Source organism: Prauserella endophytica (genome assembly GCF_005146945.1).
GTDB lineage: Bacteria > Actinomycetota > Actinomycetes > Mycobacteriales > Pseudonocardiaceae > Prauserella_A > Prauserella_A endophytica.
In genome coordinates this window covers 22134-38783 of the sequence record NZ_SWMS01000010.1, presented here as the reverse complement: position 1 = coordinate 38783, position 16650 = coordinate 22134, and the positions used below count along the sequence as shown (strand labels likewise).

11 protein-coding genes are annotated in these 16650 nt (G+C 70.9%); 2 read left to right on the top strand and 9 right to left on the bottom strand.

Annotation, left to right across the window (positions count from 1 at the left end):
* Positions 1-11 precede the first annotated feature (11 nt).
* Positions 12-1397 (bottom strand): WS/DGAT/MGAT family O-acyltransferase, encoded by a 1386-nt coding sequence (locus FCN18_RS18810; RefSeq protein ID WP_137095729.1) that lies wholly within the window; start codon positions 1395-1397, stop codon positions 12-14.
* A gap of 41 nt (positions 1398-1438) precedes the next feature.
* Here FCN18_RS18810 and FCN18_RS18805 point away from each other — a divergent pair, with 41 nt between their 5' ends.
* Positions 1439-2704, top strand: coding sequence for an alpha/beta hydrolase (locus tag FCN18_RS18805; protein ID WP_113643988.1), 1266 nt, complete (start codon positions 1439-1441; stop codon positions 2702-2704).
* Here FCN18_RS18805 and FCN18_RS18800 read toward each other — a convergent pair.
* Complete coding sequence (locus FCN18_RS18800) at positions 2661-4772, bottom strand: acyl-CoA dehydrogenase family protein (protein ID WP_137095728.1); 2112 nt, start codon at positions 4770-4772, stop codon at positions 2661-2663. The two genes, FCN18_RS18805 and FCN18_RS18800, sit on opposite strands and share 44 nt — an antisense overlap.
* A 120-nt stretch (positions 4773-4892) precedes the next feature.
* Here FCN18_RS18800 and kstR point away from each other — a divergent pair, with 120 nt between their 5' ends.
* Complete coding sequence (gene kstR, locus FCN18_RS18795) at positions 4893-5525, top strand: cholesterol catabolism transcriptional regulator KstR (RefSeq protein ID WP_112267082.1); 633 nt, start codon at positions 4893-4895, stop codon at positions 5523-5525.
* 93 nt (positions 5526-5618) lie between these two features.
* On the opposite strand, the gene FCN18_RS18790 is transcribed toward kstR, so the two are convergent.
* The 7 genes from FCN18_RS18790 to FCN18_RS18760 form a co-directional block, all read right to left on the bottom strand.
* On the bottom strand, positions 5619-6608 hold the full coding sequence (locus FCN18_RS18790; RefSeq protein ID WP_112267084.1) for a TIGR03557 family F420-dependent LLM class oxidoreductase: 990 nt from the start codon (positions 6606-6608) through the stop codon (positions 5619-5621).
* Positions 6609-6653: 45 nt separating this feature from the next.
* Positions 6654-7490 carry an LLM class F420-dependent oxidoreductase gene (locus tag FCN18_RS18785; protein WP_112267086.1) on the bottom strand — a complete coding sequence of 279 codons (837 nt, stop codon included), beginning with the start codon at positions 7488-7490 and terminating at the stop codon, positions 6654-6656.
* A gap of 42 nt (positions 7491-7532) precedes the next feature.
* Complete coding sequence (icmF, locus tag FCN18_RS18780; RefSeq protein WP_112267088.1) at positions 7533-10769, bottom strand: fused isobutyryl-CoA mutase/GTPase IcmF; 3237 nt, start codon at positions 10767-10769, stop codon at positions 7533-7535.
* A gap of 79 nt (positions 10770-10848) precedes the next feature.
* A complete protein-coding gene (locus FCN18_RS18775) occupies positions 10849-11463 on the bottom strand; it encodes a GTP-binding protein (RefSeq protein ID WP_170200572.1) in 615 nt (204 codons plus the stop codon).
* Positions 11444-12001, bottom strand: a complete 558-nt coding sequence (locus FCN18_RS40185) for a DUF742 domain-containing protein (protein ID WP_407675784.1) — start codon at positions 11999-12001, stop codon at positions 11444-11446. The genes FCN18_RS18775 and FCN18_RS40185 overlap by 20 nt, the downstream gene beginning before the upstream one ends.
* 61 nt (positions 12002-12062) lie before the next feature.
* Positions 12063-12515, bottom strand: coding sequence for a roadblock/LC7 domain-containing protein (locus tag FCN18_RS18765; protein ID WP_110338650.1), 453 nt, complete (start codon positions 12513-12515; stop codon positions 12063-12065).
* Complete coding sequence (locus FCN18_RS18760; protein ID WP_170200577.1) at positions 12512-15937, bottom strand: sensor histidine kinase; 3426 nt, start codon at positions 15935-15937, stop codon at positions 12512-12514. The genes FCN18_RS18765 and FCN18_RS18760 overlap by 4 nt, the downstream gene beginning before the upstream one ends.
* Between the last annotated feature and the right edge of the window lie 713 nt (positions 15938-16650).

Here is a 16650-nt window from a genome sequence, read left to right as displayed (position 1 = left end):
GGGCAGGTGGATCAGGGCCTCGCGGCGAGTAGTTCCTCGAGCGCGTCCGGCATCGCGTCGGCGAGGTGCCATAGATCTGGAACGAGTTCTCGTGCGGCGAGCAGGCCGATGTCGACCTTGCCGGCCTGCGAGAGCACGGTGATGTTCAGCCCGGCGCCGTGGAAGACCGGGCCGAGCGGGTACAGGCCGGTGACGCGCGCGCCGAGGAGATAGATCGGCACCGGCGGGCCCGGGACGTTCGAGATCACCAGGTTGTGCACCACCGGGTGCTTCTCGGCCAGCCGGAACGCCGAGTAGGCGCGCACGGCAAGGCCGAACGTCGTCGCCGCCGCGAACTGCGCCCAGTCCTGCAGCATGTCGGCGTCGATGGTGTGGTGGTGCTCCTTCGAGAGCCGGTTGTTCTCGGCGAGCGTGAACACGCGCGCGGCGGGCTCGGCCAGGTGCGTCGGCAGGGAGGCGAAGAACGCGGACACGCGGTTGCTGCCGGCCTCGCGCTCGCTGCGCTCCTGCACCGACACCGGCACCGTCGCCACGAGCGGATCCTCCGGCAGCTCCCCGCGCTCCAGCAGGTAGCGGCGCAGCGCTCCGGCGCACATCGCCAGCACCGCGTCGTTGACGGTGACGTTGAAGGCGTTCTTGATGGCCTTGACGTCGTCGAGGTCCACCTGCGCGAAGGCGACGGCGCGCTCGGCGGTGATCGTGCCGTTGAAGGACGTGCGCGGCGCCGTGAACGGCGTCGCCATGCCCTTGCCCTGCAGTGAACGGCCCACCCACCGCGGCACCAGCCCGACCAGGCCGGGCAGCAGCCGCGCCAGCTCCACCGGCCTGCGGGCGACGTCCAACGCGCTCCTGCGCAGCATCGTGAGCTGGCCCGGCGGTTCCGCGTTCACCGGCTCCCCGGGCTCCGGCGCCGGCGAGTCGGGCTCCAGCCCGGCGAGGTAGGTCAGCAGGTTCGCTCCGCTCACGCCGTCGACGCTCGCGTGGTGCATCTTCGCCAGCACGGCGACCCCGCCGTCGGCGAGCCCCTCCAGGACGTGGATCTCCCACAGCGGCCTGGACCGTTCGAGTCGTGTGCCCGCGATCCCGGCGCACACCTCGGCGAGCTGCTCCCGGCCGCCGGGCGCGGGCACCTCGGCGCGGTGCACGTGCCGGTCGAGGTCGAAGTCCTCGTCCTCCACCCACACGGGGTGGTTCAGGTTCAGGAGCGGGTTGTGGAGCCTGCGCCGGAACACGGGGTTGCCCCGCACCCGCTCGGCCAGCCGCGCGCGCAACTGTGCGAAGCCGTACCCGCCGGGAACGGCCGACGGGTCGACGGTCACCAGCCCGCACACGTGCAGCGGCTGCGAGGACGTCTCCAGGTAGAGAAAGCTCGCGTCGAGCCCGCTCAATCGCTCCACTCGCCTAGCGTAGGCGAACGAGATCGGTACGCTCGTGGATCATGCATGCCTCGTTCCGGACCCGCCGGGCGGTGCAACTGGGGTTCACGGCCAACGCCGTGCGTCCGCTGCCCGGTAGCCGTGCCGCGTTCCCGGCGTTCTTCGCCGGCTGGCTCACCGCCGAACTCGCGCCGCACCTGCTCGCGCTCACCGTCGCGGACACGGCCGCCCACATCGCCAAACGCGGCCTTCGCCGGGCCGACAAGCCCGGGCTCGCCATGGCGGGCCTCTCGGCGGCGGGCCTCGCCTCGCTCATCGTGTCGGCGCAGCGCGCGAAGGGCGCGGTGGAGGACGCCCTCGTCGAGGCACTCGGCCCCGCCTACCGCCAGGAGCTGAGCAGGCCGCCGAGTCCGAAGGACCTCGCCACACCGTGGGGCCAGCTCGTGCTGCCGTTCCGCATGCACGACAAGGAGGTCCGCCGCGACCGCGACATCGCCTACGCGCCTGGCGGGCGGCGGTTCCTGCTCGACGTGTACCGGCCGCGCGAGCCCGTGTCCGGAAGGCCGGTGCTGCTGCAGGTGCACGGCGGGGCGTGGACGGTCGGGAACAAGGACCAGCAGGGCATCCCGCTGATGCTGCACATGGCCCAGCGCGGGTGGGTGTGCGTGGCGATCAACTACCCGCTCTCGCCCTCGGCGCACTGGCCCGACCACATCGTCGCGGCCAAGCGGGCCCTGGCGTGGATCCGCCAGCACATCACGGAGTACGGCGGCGACCCTGACTACGTGGTGGCCACCGGTGGGTCGGCGGGCGGGCACCTCTCGGCACTGCTCGCGCTCACGCCCAACGACCCGCGCCTGCAGCCCGGCTTCACCGAGATCGACACGAGCGTGCAGGCGTGCGTGCCGCACTACGGGGTCTACGACTTCGCCGCGACGAGCGGGTCGAGGGCGAGCACGACCCGGCGGCACCTGCTCGCGCGCTTCGTCGTCGGCAAGGACCCCGAGGAGTTCCTCGACGAGTACGTGGCCGCCTCCCCGCTGGACCGCATCACCGACAAGGCGCCGCCGTTCTTCGTCGTCCACGGCGAGCACGACACGCTCGTGCCGGTGCGCGAGGCCCGCGAGTTCGTCCGCAGGCTGCGCGAGCTCTCCCCGAACACGGTGGCGTACGCGGAGATCCCCGGCGCGCAGCACGCGTTCGACCTGTTCCCGTCGATCCGCAGCGCCCACGTCGTGCGAGGCGTGGAACGGTTCCTGGAGTGGACCTATGTCCGCTACCTCATCAACTCCGGGGCAGACCCAGCAGCCGCTCGGCCACCACGCTGAGCAGCACCTGCGTGGTGCCGCCCGCGATGCTCAGGCACCGGGTGAGCAGGAACTCGTGCTGCGCGGCCGATGTCGACTCGTCGACCACCACGCCGTGCTCGCCGAGCGCGTCGAGCGCCGCCTCGGCGACCTCCTGCCGGTGCCGCACGCCCAGCAGCTTGCTCACGCTCGACTCCGCGCCCGGTTCCCCGCCGCCGAGCCTGCGCAGCGTGTCGCGCAGCCCGAGCACCGACACCGCGCAGCCCTGCACCACGAGGGCGCCGAGCCGCTCGGTGCCGAGGTCGGGGTGCTCCGCCAGCAGCTGCTCCACGGCCTCGCCCACGGAGGATCCGCCACCGAGGGCCACCCGCTCGTTGGCGAGCGTGGTCCTCGCCAGCCGCCAGCCGTCGTTCACCTCGCCGACCACGTCGGCGTCGGGCACGAACACGTCGTCGAGGAACACCTCGTTGAACCGCGTCTCGCCGGTGATCTCGCGCAGCGGCCTGATCTCGATGCCCTCGGCCCGCATGTCCACGAGGAAGTACGTGATGCCGCGGTGTTTCGGCGCGTCCGGATCGGTGCGCGCGAGGCAGATCGCCCAGTGGGCCTCGTGCGCGAGCGATGTCCACACCTTCTGCCCGCTGAGCCGCCAGCCGCCCTCGGCGCGCACGGCCCTCGTGCGCAGCGAGGCGAGGTCGGAGCCGGCGCCGGGCTCACTGAACAGCTGACACCACGTGAGCTCGCCGCGCAGGGTCGGCCCGGTGAACCGCTCGCGCTGCTCGGCGGTGCCGTGCCGCAGGATCGTCGGGACGGCCCACGCGCCGATCACCAGGTCGGGCCTGCGCACGCCTGCGCGGCGCAGCTCGGCGTCGATGAGCAGCTGCTGCGCGGGGGTCGCGTCGAGCCCGTGCGGCCGGGGCCAGTGCGGCACGAGGTAGCCGGTCTCGGCCAGCCGCTCGCGTTGCCGGTGAGCCTCGAGCCCGGCCAGCTCGGCGGCGAGCCGCCGGGCCTCCACGGCGACGGGGTCGTCCTCGTGCCCGGTGAGGTCGATGTCCAGGGTTCTGCGGGTGCCGGTCAGCGCCAGTTCCGCGGCCCGGCGCCGCCAGCGCGCCGCGCCACCGAGCTGCTGCCGCAGAGCCAGCGCGCGGCGCAGGTAGCGGTGCGCGTCGTGCTCCCACGTGAAGCCGATGCCACCGAGCACCTGGATGCAGTCCTTGGCGTTGTCCACCGCGGCGTCGAGTGCGCCCGCGGCGGCGACGGCGGCGGCGAAGGCGTGCTGAGCGGGGTCCGTGCCGTCCTCGTCGGCCGCCCGCGCGGCGTCCCACGCCAGCGCCGAGGCCAGCTCGGAACGGCACAGCATCTCCGCGCAGAGGTGCTTGACGGCCTGGAACGACCCGATCGGGCGGCCGAACTGCTCGCGCACCCGCGCGTACTCGCTCGCGGTGCGCACGCACCAGGCGGCCACGCCCGCGGCCTCGGCGGCGGCGAGGGTCGCGGCCAGCTCGGGGACCGGCGCGCCGGGCAGCACCGACTCCGGCGGCACCTCCACGGCGGCCAGCTCGGCGCGGGCGAGCGGCCTCGACGGGTCGAACGCGGTCGCGGGCGTCACGGTGACCAGGGCGGCGTCGACGGCGAACCACACGGGCCCGCCGTCGACGCGGGCGGCCAGCAGCAGTTGCCCTGCGTCTCCTGCGTCAGGGATCGCCGGGGTGCGGCCCGACACCACGAGCCCGCCGCCGGGCGCCCGGCTCCCGGACATCTCGCCGGGCCCGAGAGCCACCGCGGCGCGGACGGTGCCCTCGGCCAGTGCCGGGACGAGCTCCTTCGCCACGGGCAAGTCAGGGAACCGCGCCAGCACGAGCCCCGCGAGGAGACTGCCGAACAGCGGCCCCTCCGCGAGCACGGCGGCGGCCTCCTCGACGCCGGCCGCGAGATCGGCCACGCCGGCTCCAGCGCCGCCGAGGGCTTCGGGCACGGCGATCGCGGGCAACCCGATCCCGATGAGACCATCGGGGTCACGCCCGCCTGCCGCCCAGGCACGGATCGACGTGGCCAGTGCGCGCTGCTCATCGGTGATCGCGATCGACACGAGGGCGATTATAGAACGTGTTTCAGTTTTTGGGCGATCAACCTCATACCCGATCCACGTCCGGCATTAGGTACGCTGAGCACGCAAAGTGGAACAAGTTCTGCAACGGGGAGACTGCGGATGGCAAGCAAGCCCAAGGCACCGGCCCAGACGAAGGGCCGGGGCGCGCTGAGCCCGATCGGCGGCGAGGAGCTGGGCTCGGCCGCACAGCGCGACCGGCGCAAGCGCATTCTCGACGCGACGCTCGCGCTGGCCGCCAAGGGCGGGTACGACGCCGTCCAGATGCGGACGGTCGCCGAACGCGCCGACGTCGCCCTCGGCACCCTGTACCGCTACTTCCCCTCTAAGATCCACCTGCTCGTCTCGGGGCTGGCGCGGGAGTTCGAGCGTGCGCAGGACAAGCTCGACCGCGGCTCCATCCCCGGCGACACGCCCACCGAGCGGCTGCTGTTCGTGCTCGGCCGCAACACGCGGATGATGCAGCGCGACCCGCACCTCACCGAGGCGATGGTCCGGGCGTTCATGTTCGCCGACACCACCGCGGCCGCCGAGGTGGAGCAGGTCGGCAGGCACATGGAGAACATGTTCGCCAAGGCGATGGGCATCGACGAGCCGACCGACCACGATCGCGACGTCTTCCACGTCATCGCCGACGTCTGGATGGCGAACCTGGTGGCGTGGGTGACGCGCAGAGCCTCCGCCGCCGACGTCGCCAACCGCCTGGAGCTCTCGGTCCACCTGCTCCTCGACTAGGTCGCCCCGGACGCAGTGGCCGGACGCAGTGAAGGCCACCTTCACTGCGTTGAACGCAGGCAAGGTGGCCTTCACTGCAGCTGAGCCCCGGGGTTACGCGGTGAGCTTCGGCAGCACCTCGCGGCCGAAGGTCTCGATCCACTCCTCCTGGTTGCGGCCCACGTTGTGGATGTAGATCCGGTTGAACCCGGCGTCGATGAACTTCTGCAGCGACGCGCGATGCACGTCGGGATCCGACGACACCACCATGCGGCCCTCGAAGTCCTCCGGGCGCACCAGCTTGGCCATCTGCTCGAAGTCGAACGGCGAGCGGATGTCGGCCTTCGGGAACTTCATGCCACCGTTGGGCCACTGCTCCATGGCGTTCTTCCAGGCCTCGTCGTCGGTCGCCGCCCACGAGAGGTGCACCTGCAGCAGCTTCGGCATGCTGTCCGGGTCCTTTCCCGCCTTCTTGGCGCCCTTCCCGAAGTTGTCGAGGATGCCGGCGAGCTTCTCCAGCGACGCGCCCGGCGTGATCAGCCCGTCGGCGAGCTCACCGGTCTTGCGCGAGGTGTACGGGCCCGCAGAGGCGATGTAGATCGGCGGCGGGGCGTCCGGCAGCGTCCACAGGCGGGTGGTGTGCAGTTTGAAGAACTCGCCGCTGTGCTTGACGTCCTTGCCGGTGAACAGCTTGCGGATGATCTCGAGCGCCTCGAACATCCGGCGCACGCGCTCCGGCGCCTCCGGCCAGTAGCCGCCGATGACGTGCTCATTGAGCGCCTCACCGGAGCCGATGCCGAGCCACGTGCGACCCGGGTACGTCGCCTCCAGCGTCGCTGCCGCCTGCGCCACCATCGACGGGTGCAGCCGGAACGACGGGCAGGTCACCCCCGGCCCGAGGTCTCCCGTGGTGTTCTCGGCGAGCGAGGCCAGCACGCTCCACACGAACGAGGCCTCGCCCTGCGCCGGCACCCACGGCTGGAAGTGGTCGGCCGCCATCTGGCCGGAGAACCCGTGCTGCTCGGCCAGCGCCGCCAGCTTGATGGACTCCCTCGGCGAGAACTGCTCCAGCGCCGCCGCGATGCCGATCTGAACGTCACTCACGCCTGTACCAACCCTTCTGCGTGCCCCTGTGCCTCTCCGATCAACCTACCTCCCGTGACGCTCGGTGAGCGCGGTGAACTCGTCGAGCCTGCGCAGGGTCTCGTCCTCCGGCTTGGTCGGCAGGTAGAACGTCACCCGGTCGACCCCCGCGTCGGCCCACCCGGCGAGGTCCGCCGAAGCCCTGCGCCCGATCGCGAACATCGTCACCGGCACGTCCGGCCTGCCCTGCTCGGCGAGCCACTTCCGGACCCGGCGGATCTCCTCGGGCGTGGTCTCGGCGCGCGGCAGCCAGCCGTCACCGTGCGCGACGAGCCGGGCCAGCGCGGCCGGGCTCTCCCCGCCGATGTAGACCGGCGGATGCGGCCGCTGCACGGGCTTCGGCCACGCGTAGACGGGGTCGAAGTCCACGAACTCGCCGTGGAACTCCGCCCGTTCCCGCGTCCAGAGCGCCTTGAGCGCCTGGAGCTGCTCGTCCATCAGCCTGCCCCGCGTGCGCGGGTCGGTGCCGTGGTTGCGCATCTCCTCGCGGTTCCAGCCGACCCCGACGCCGAACACGAAGCGCCCGCCGGAGAGCAGGTCGAGGCTCGCCACCTCGTTCGCCGTGTGCAGCACGTCGCGCTGCGGCAGCAGTGCCACGCCGGTCCCGAGCAGGAGGTTCTTCGTCACCGTGGCCGCGCCGGCGAGCGCCACGAAGGGGTCGAGGGTCCGGTAGTAGATCCTCGGCAGCTCGCCGCCGCCAGGATAGGGCGACTCCCTGCTGGCGGGGATGTGCGAGTGCTCGGTCACGAAGAGCGAGTCGAACCCGCGCTCCTCCAGCGCCCTGCCCAGCACGTCCGGCCGGATGCCCTCGTCGGTCAGAAAGGTCGAGACACCGAACTTCATATGACCATGGAACCCGGCGTGCGCGCCGATTGTTCCTCCGGCTCAGACGTTGCGCCGGTACTGGCCTCCGACCTCGAAGAACGCCTCGGTGATCTGGCCGAGCGAGCACACCCGCGCGGCGTCCATCAGCACCGCGAACACGTTGTCGCCGCGCGTGGCCGCCTCCCGCAGCTCCTTGAGCGCCTGCTGCGCCTCGTCGTGGTGGCGCCGCTGGAAGTCGGCGAGCCGGTCGAGCTGCGACTGCTTCTGCTCCTCGGTGGCGCGGGCCAGCTCGACCTCCACCTCCTCCTCGTCGGCGTGCGGGTTCCGGAAGGTGTTCACCCCGACGATCGGCAGCGAGCCGTCGTGCTTGAGGCGCTCGTAGAGGATCGACTCGTCCTGGATCTTGCCGCGCTGGTATCCGGTCTCCATGGCGCCCAGCACGCCGCCGCGCTCGGAGATGCGGTCGAACTCGGTGAGCACGGCCTCCTCCACGAGGTCGGTCAGCTCGTCGATGACGAACGAGCCCTGCAGGGGGTTCTCGTTCTTCGACAGGCCCCACTCCTTGTTGATGATCATCTGGATCGCCATCGCGCGGCGCACCGAGCTCTCGCTCGGCGTGGTGATCGCCTCGTCGTAGGCGTTGGTGTGCAAGGAGTTCGCGTTGTCGTAGAGCGCGCACAGCGCCTGCAGCGTTGTGCGGATGTCGTTGAAGCTCATCTCCTGCGCGTGCAGCGAGCGACCCGAGGTCTGCACGTGGTACTTGAGCTTCTGCGACCGGTCGTTGGCGCCGTAGCGTTCCCGCATCGCGACCGCCCAGATCCGCCGCGCGACCCGGCCGAGCACCGAGTACTCCGCGTCCATGCCGTTGGAGAAGAAGAACGACAGGTTCGGCGCGAAATCGTCGATGTCCATGCCGCGCGCCAGGTAGGACTCGACGTAGGTGAACCCGTTGGCGAGGGTGAAGGCCAGCTGTGAGATCGGGTTGGCCCCGGCCTCCGCGATGTGGTAGCCGGAGATCGACACCGAGTAGAAGTTGCGGACTCCCTTCTCGATGAACCACTCCTGGATGTCGGCCATCATCCGCAGGCTGAACTCGGTGGAGAAGATGCAGGTGTTCTGACCCTGGTCCTCCTTGAGGATGTCGGCCTGCACGGTGCCGCGCACCTGCCGCAGCGTCCAGTCGCGGATCTGCCCGGCCTCCTCTGCCGACGGCTCCCGCCCGTGCTCCTCCCGGAACGCGTCGAGCTTCTGGTCGATCGCGGTGTTGAGGAAGAACGCGAGGATCGTCGGGGCGGGGCCGTTGATCGTCATCGAAACCGACGTGCTCGGCGCCGTGAGGTCGAAACCGTCGTAGAGCGCCTTCATGTCGTCGAGCGTCGCGATGGAGACGCCGGACGTGCCGACCTTGCCGTAGATGTCGGGCCGGGTGTCCGGGTCGAAGCCGTAGAGTGTCACCGAGTCGAACGCCGTCGAGAGCCGCTTGGCCTCGGAGTCGGCGGAAAGGTACTTGAACCGCCGGTTGGTGCGGAACGCGTCCCCCTCGCCCGCGAACATGCGGGCCGGGTCCTCGCCCTCGCGCTTGAACGGGAAAACACCCGCCGTGTAAGGGAAGTAGCCGGGCAGGTTCTCGCGACGCAGGAACGACACCAGCTCGCCGGAGTCGCTGTAGCGCGGCAGCGCGACCCTTGGCACGCGGTTGCCGGACAGGGTCTCCCGCCACAGCTGCGTGTGGATCTCCTTGTCGCGGACCTTGAACACCAGCTCCTCGCCCCGGTATTCGTCGGCCAGGCGCTTCCACTCCTCCAGCAGCTTCACGGTCGCACCGTCCACACCGGACTCGGCGTCGGCGAGCAGCCGGTCGAGCGCCTCGGTGTCGGCGCCGGCCGCGGCCAGTTCGTCCCGGGCGGCGGCGAGGTGCTCGCGCCTGCGGACGGCCTCGACCTGGCTCGCGGTCCGGTCGTGGTATCCGCGCACGGTGGCCGCGATGTCGGCGAGGTAGCGGGTGCGGTCGGTGGGGATGATCGTGCTGAGCTCGGTGGAGACCTTGCCCTCCGCCTTCGGCAGCACCCCGGTCGACACCGACAGCCCGCTGCCGGCGAGCAGGTCCCGCAGGTGCTGGTACAGCGCCGTGACGCCGTCGTCGTTGAACTTCGCGGCGCTCGTGCCGAACACCGGCATGTCCTCGGGCGCGGCGTGGAACTCCTCGCGGTTGCGCACGAGCTGCCGGGCCACGTCGCGGCGCGCGTCCTCCGCCCCTCGCCGCTCGAACTTGTTGATGGCCACGGCGTCGGCGAAGTCGAGCATGTCGATCTTCTCCAGCTGCGAGGCCGCGCCGAACTCGGGCGTCATCACGTACAGCGCGTGGTCGACGTGGTCGACGATGCCGGCGTCGCCCTGGCCGATACCCGGCGTCTCGACGATCACCAGGTCGTAGCCGGCGGCCTTGCACGCCAGGATGGCGTCGTCGAGCCCGGCGGGGATCTCGCCGCTGGTGGTACGCGTGGCCAGCGAGCGGAAGAACACGCGGTCGCCGTCGAGGCAGTTCATGCGGATGCGGTCGCCGAGCAGCGCGCCGCCACCCTTGCGCCGCGTCGGGTCGATCGCGAGTACGGCGATGCGGAGCTTGTCCTCCTGGTCGAGCCGGAACCGGCGCACCAGCTCGTCGGTGAGCGACGACTTGCCGGAGCCGCCGGTGCCGGTGATGCCGAGCACCGGCACCGTGCGCGTCCGCGCCGCGTCCCGGATCGCGGTGAGCCACTCCCCCTGCAGAACCTCCTGCTGCAGGCGCGTGATGGTGCGCGCGAGCGTCCGGACGTCACCGGAGAGCAGCTGGTCGACCGACCCCGTCTCCTGAGCCGCGAGGTCGACGTCGCACGCCGCGATCATCGAGTTGATCATGCCGGGCAGGCCCATCTCGAGGCCGTCGTCCGGCGAGAAGATCCGCGCCACGCCGCGGGAGTGCAGCAGCTCGATCTCCTCGCGGACGATGACACCGCCACCGCCGCCGAACACCTTGACGTGTCCGGCGCCGCGCTCCCGGAGCAGGTCGACGAGGTACGTGAAGTACTCGACGTGCCCGCCCTGGTAAGCGCTGATGGCCACGCCCTGCACGTCCTCCGAGATCGCCGCCGTGACGACCTCGTCCACCGACCGGTTGTGGCCGAGGTGGACCACCTCGGCGCCCTGCGACTGGAGGATCCGCCGCATGATGTTGATGGACGCGTCGTGACCGTCGAAGAGGCTCGCCGCGGTCACGAACCGGACGGGGTGCGCAGGCCGGTGCAGTTCGGAGGTCATGCCTCCAAAATACTTGGACTTCCTACTGTTTTGAACCCAAGCTTCACCGTGACGGCGGTCTCAGCCGCCCGGAATCGATTCAGCCGGCGGGGGCCGGGGAACGCAGCGCGATCCACTGGCGCATCGCGTACTCGACCAGGGTGATCAGGGTTTGCTTGGTGGACTCCCGGTCACGGGCGTCGCAGCGCACGATCGGGATGGCCGGGTCGATCGACAACGCCTCTCGAACATCGTTCAGGTCGTGGTGTAACACGCCGTCGAACGTATTCACCCCCACGATGTAGGGCAGGCCCCTGTCCTCGAAGAAGTCGACCGGGGCGAACGAGTCGGCGAGCCGCCTGGTGTCGGCGAGCACCACGGCGCCGATCGCGCCGCGCACCAGGTCGTCCCACATGAACCAGAAGCGCTGTTGGCCGGGCGTCCCGAAGAGGTACAGGATCAGATCCTCGTCGAGAGATACCCGGCCGAAATCCATGGCCACGGTCGTCGTGGCCTTGTTGGGCGTCGCCTCGAGATCGTCGATGCCGGTACTGGCGTCCGTCATCATCGCCTCGGTCGTCAGCGGCACGATCTCCGACACCGACCCGACGAAGGTCGTCTTGCCCGCCCCGAACCCGCCGGCCACGACGATCTTGGCCGACGTCATCGTCTTCGGCGCGGCTTCGCGCGGTGCCTTAAAGCCGACGGAGTCCACTCAAAACCCTTTCCATCAACATCAGATGCGCTTCGGCGCCCTCGTCACCGGAGATGGTCTTGTGCACGGTGACCAGCCCCGTGTCCGCCGCGTCACTGATCAGCACCCGCGCCACGCCGAGCGGGACACGGAGAGCCGCAGCGATCTCGGCGACCGAACGTGGGGTTCGACATTCTTCCATGATCAGCTGGTGCTCGATCTGGTCGGGCACCGCAATCACAGCGGCCTCGCGAGTGGAGACCAAGGTCTCGAGCTCCAGTGGATAGTTCGCCTTCGTCCGGCCGCCAGTGATGGCGTACGGACGGACGAAACCGGTCTCCTCCGCTGGATTCGGCGCTGTGGCCGGTATGAACGGAATGGCTTCGGCCGACACGAACTGCTCCTCTCCGGTCCACGACCGGGTCTCACCGCGCTCCTCCGCCTCGGCTGGCGGGGTGGCCGGTGGTGCTTCCCGGCCGTTTTCCTCACCGGGGTCGTCCCTGCGTTTGCCCTTCTTGCGACGGACACGACCGGAACCCAGCGCGAAACCGCCCAGCACGTCGGCGAACGTGCCCGGGTCGTCCTCGGCCGAGGATCCAGCCCCCGTGCTCATCGCGCGGTCATCCCACCGGTTCGCCGACCAGCGGGCCGCCCGCGCCCTGCAGCTGAGCCCGCAGCTCCGGCGTGAGGATCTGCCCGACGCGGTCGACGAGCAGCGTCATCTCGTACGCCACCTGACCGATGTCGCAGTTGGGCGCGGCCAGCACGGCGAGGCACGAGCCGTCGCTGATGGACATCAGCACCATGATGCCGAGCTCCATCTCCACGACGGTCTCGTTGACCGCGCCCGCCTCGAAGCAGCGTGCCGCACCCTGGGTGAGGCTGACGAGCCCGGAGGCGACCGCGGCGAGCTGGTCGGCCCGGTCGAGGGGGAGCCGGTTGGAGGCGGTGAGCAGCAGCCCGTCCGCCGACACCACCACGGCGTGGGCCACGCCGGGCACCCGCTCGGCGAAGTCGTTCACCAGCCACCCGAACTGATTCTGCTGGGGCTGAGCCCGTTCCGGCGCGGTCATTCACCCTCCACTTTCTCTTGAGTGCTCTCGGTCGCCTGAGCGGTCCGATGCCTGCCTCGGCGAATACCCTGCTGGAAGCTGCTGAGCCTGCCCCTGACGTCCGCGGGGTCGCGTTCGGTCCTCGGCCGGCTCTCGGTCGTGCTCGATGCGGACACGCTGCCGGGAAGCAGCTGTTCACCCCTGCGGCGCCTCGGCAGGCCCGCCGCCGTGTAGCTCGACGGCGAGGACTCGGCAACCGCCTGCACGGTCCGCCACCGGTCGTCGGAGGCGAACGCCCACTCCGAGGCGGGAGCGGCGCCCTGGCTCGCACCGGCCTGCGGCGCGGGTTCCGCGGCCGGCCGTGCCGCCGCGGTGTCCGCCGCCTGCGCCGGTGCCGGCGTCTGTGCCGCCTTCTTCCTCGGCTGCCGCTGTGGCAGTCCCGAGGCGGTGGTCTTCGGCCGCTCGGCCTGCGGCTGGGCCGCGGGCGACTCCGGGGTCTCCGGCTCGGCCGCGCCGCTCTGCCTGCGGCCTCGGCTCACGCCCTGCTGGAAGCTGCTGAGCCTGCTGCGCACGTCGACCGGGTCCCGCGCGGGCAGTTCCGGCTTGCCGTCCTTCTCCTTCGCCGCGGCGTCCGGGGCCGGGCTCGGCGGGACCGCGCTACCGGGCAGGAGCTGTTCTCCCTTGCGACGCCTGGGAAGTCCGGCCTTGGTGTAGTCCGAAGGCGACACCTCCGACACGGCCTGCACGGCGCGCCACCGCTCGTCCGCGGCGAAGTCCCAGCCACTGCGGCCGCCCTGGGACGCCGACGCGTCGGCATCGCTGCGGAACCACACCGAGAGCATCTCGTCGAAGATCGGCGTCGTTTCCGACGGGTCCATGCTCTGCCGGGCGCGGCGCTCGGCGTCGCTCGCCGTGGTGGCCGCGCTCCACCAGTCGCTCACGACGGTGCTGTTGGCGGCGAAGAGTTCCTTGCCGCTCAGCGCATCGTCGGCCTGCGGCTGCTCCGCTGCCGGCTCGGCCGCCTTCTCCGGATCCGGCTGCCGCCCGGTCTCCTCGGACGGCGCCCCGGGAGCCGGCGTGCGTTCGGTGGCCTCCGTGTCCTCGGCAACCGCGCCGTCGGTGACGACCGGGGTGGCCGCGGTGGTCTCCGCCGCCGTCTCCGGGGGCACGACGCCGTTGCGGGACGGCTCGTCGGCCGCGGCCTGCTGGTCGTGCTGCTGGGGCCACCTGGGCGGTGGCACCTGCTGAGTGCGGGCCCCCTCCTCCGGTTCGTCGCGCCCGATCGGCGTGAACAACGCTGTGCCGGACACCTCGTTGGCCGAGGGCGGTGGCGTGCCCTGCGAGAACGCCGGCAGCGCACCCGGCCTGCTCGCGCCGTTGGTCTGCCTGCGGGGCAGCCCGCCGGGGCCCTGACCCGCGGGGGCCGAGGCCTGCGGTGCCTGTGGCAGCTGCGGGGTGGTCTCGCCCCGCGGGGGCATGGACTGCGGCGTGCCCTGGCCGTCCATCACGAGCTCAGCGGGCACCTTCACGGTCGCACGCACCCCGACGATGTCCTTGCCGCCGTGCAGGGCGACGCCGAAGTTGTGCCTGCTCGCGAGCCGGCCGACCACGAACAGGCCCATGCGGCGCGACGTGGCGAGGTCCACCGAGCCCGCCTCGGTCAGGCGCGCGTTGGCCTCCGTCACCTCGGCCTCGTTCATGCCGATGCCGCGGTCCATGATGTCGATCGACAGCGAGCCGTCCTCCAGCTGCCGCGTCGCCACCGTCACCTGTGTCTCGGGCGCGGAGAACGCGGTGGCGTTGTCGAGCAGCTCGGCGACGAGCCGGACCAGGTCGCCCGCGGCGTAGCCGACGACCCGCACCTGAGGCGGCGGCTGCACCACGACCCGCTGGTACTGCTCGATCTCCGACACCGCGGCCCGCAGGACGTCGGTGGTGCTGACGGGCTGGCCGGACCTGCGGCCCGGCTCCGCGCCGGAAAGCACCATGAGGTTCTCGTTGTTGCGCCGCATGCGCGTGGCGAGATGGTCGAGCTGGAACAGCGTCGCCAGCTGGTCGGCGTCCTCCTCGTCGCGTTCGAGCCGCTCGATCAGCTGCAGCTGCCGCTGCACGAGGCTCTGGCTGCGCCGCGACAGGTTGACGAACACGCTCGCGTAGCCGGTGCGCATGCCGGCCTGCTCGACGGCGAGGCGCAGCGCCTGGCTGTGCACGGCGTCGAACGCTCTGGCGACCTCGCCGATCTCGTCGTTGGTCCCGACGGGCACGGGCTGCACGTCCGTGCTCTGCGACCGGCCCTCCTGGATCGTGCGCACGGCCGAGGGCAGGTCGTGCTCGGCGACCTCCAGTGCCCTGGTGCGCAAGAGCTTCAGCGAGCGCAGCAGCTGCCGCGTGATGAGAAAGACCACGGCCGCCGCGAGCAGCAGCGCGATGACGAGGACCACGGCGAGCACGACCACGCCAGTGCTCGCGCCGTCGGCCAGCTCGCCCGCCGTGCTGGTGAGCTCGCCGCCGAGCCTGTCGCTGACGTCTCCGAGGCTCGTGAACACGGCGCCGGAGGTGTCGGCCCACTGCTGCTCCGAGGTCGAGCCGAAGCCCGCGGAGCCACCCGAGTCCTGCTCGGCCAGCACCGTCTTGACCACGCGGTCGCGGTTGTCGAAGTCGTCCCCGCGGACCGTGGAGTCGAAGTCCTGGAGCTGGGCGCCGGTGGCGGCGATGCGGAACTCCGCGAGTCGGTCGGTCAGCCGCACGTCCGACGTGCGGACCTGGTTGAACTCGCTCGGCGCGAGACCGCCGCGGCTGATGCCGTAGCCGATCAGCGCCTGCTGGACCGACACCTCTTCCCGCGCGACTAGCAGGTCGTGCAGTGCGCTCGGCGTGCCGCCGAGGCCGTCGTCGCCCATGCCGGCCACGACCGCGACGTCGAGGTTGAGCAGGGCCGAGGTGATGCTCGAGTACTCGGTGACGGCCGGCACGGGGCCGACCTGGCCCGCGGCGACCTGATCGCGCAGGCTGCCGAGCCGGCCCAGCTGATCGCTGACCTCCTGACGAGGGCCGGCGATGCCGTCCAGCTCGGCGGCGCCCGCCGCGGACGTGAGCGGACCGGCCGCGCGGTCGACGGCGGCTCGCGCGTCGCGCAGCTCCGGTGAGTTCAGGCCGGAGCCGTCGGTGAGCAGCCGCGCTGTCTGCGTGCGCTCACGCTGCAGGCCGTCGAGCACGGCGCGCGTGGAGGCGCCGAGGTCGGCGAGCTGCGCCACGCGGTCGTAGCGGTCGGAGCGCTCGATCTGGTTGCCGAGCGTGATGCCGCCCAGCACGAGCGCGATGACGATGGGGACCAGCGTGACGGCGCCGAGCTTGACGGGCAGGCTCCAGTCGCGCCATCGCACGAGGGCACGCCACTTGGACGGCGTCGGGGCCGGCTGGCCGAGAAGCGTCCCCACGGGCACTTGACCTTCTCCAGCAACGGTCACGAAGGTGACTCCTCTTCCGGCTTGCTCGCTGACTGCGGACGGCTCATGGCTCCTCGCCTACCGGGTCCCGTCAGGCGAGGCCAAGTGTCGTACGCGACCAGTCGTGTACCGCATGTGAGCCCATCCTTCGCCGCTGGTCCTCGCCAGCATTCAGCCGTTCTCGTACGTCTACCGGCACGACGTCCGTCAACCCCCTGAGGGCACCGCACATCGCATCATGCGAACTGCACAGCGTCCAGGCGCGCATCAGTGCCCAATTGACTTCGGTCGAGGTGCCAGAAAGCGTACACCAATCGGGTGCTCGGCAAATGTTCTCGATCTATGGCCCGTGACCAGCGGAAATACCGATTCTCACTCTTCGGTGGCCCACCGAATCACCCGACGGCGATCCGGTCCCCGGCAATTCGGTTACCGCATTCATGGCAAGCAAGGCATCAAGCATCACCCACATAGAGCAATGGACACCTTCTAGCCACTCGAACGGCCTAGTCGACACGCCGTCACGGTGGAGTGAACACACCAAAGAGTCCCCGATGTTGTGGCTTCGGCGAACGGGATGTATCCGGTGCTTCTTAACGGGTTCAGCGTCTCGGCCAGGGGATCTTCACCGAAGCGTGACATCGCGGACACTGCGGTCCAGACCCCGCTCTCCCATCTTGGCGTGCTACCCAGGGTAAACCACACCGGCT

What these genes read in the sequence shown, in the direction of transcription:
- FCN18_RS18805 (WP_113643988.1), top strand. Translation starts at nt 1,439, where the DNA reads ATGCATGCCTCGTTCCGGACCCGCCGGGCGGTGCAACTGGGGTTCACG.
- kstR (WP_112267082.1), top strand. Translation starts at nt 4,893, where the DNA reads ATGGCAAGCAAGCCCAAGGCACCGGCCCAGACGAAGGGCCGGGGCGCG.
- FCN18_RS18785 (WP_112267086.1), bottom strand. Translation starts at nt 7,490, where the DNA reads ATGAAGTTCGGTGTCTCGACCTTTCTGACCGACGAGGGCATCCGGCCG.
- icmF (WP_112267088.1), bottom strand. Translation starts at nt 10,769, where the DNA reads ATGACCTCCGAACTGCACCGGCCTGCGCACCCCGTCCGGTTCGTGACC.
- FCN18_RS18765 (WP_110338650.1), bottom strand. Translation starts at nt 12,515, where the DNA reads ATGACCGCGCCGGAACGGGCTCAGCCCCAGCAGAATCAGTTCGGGTGG.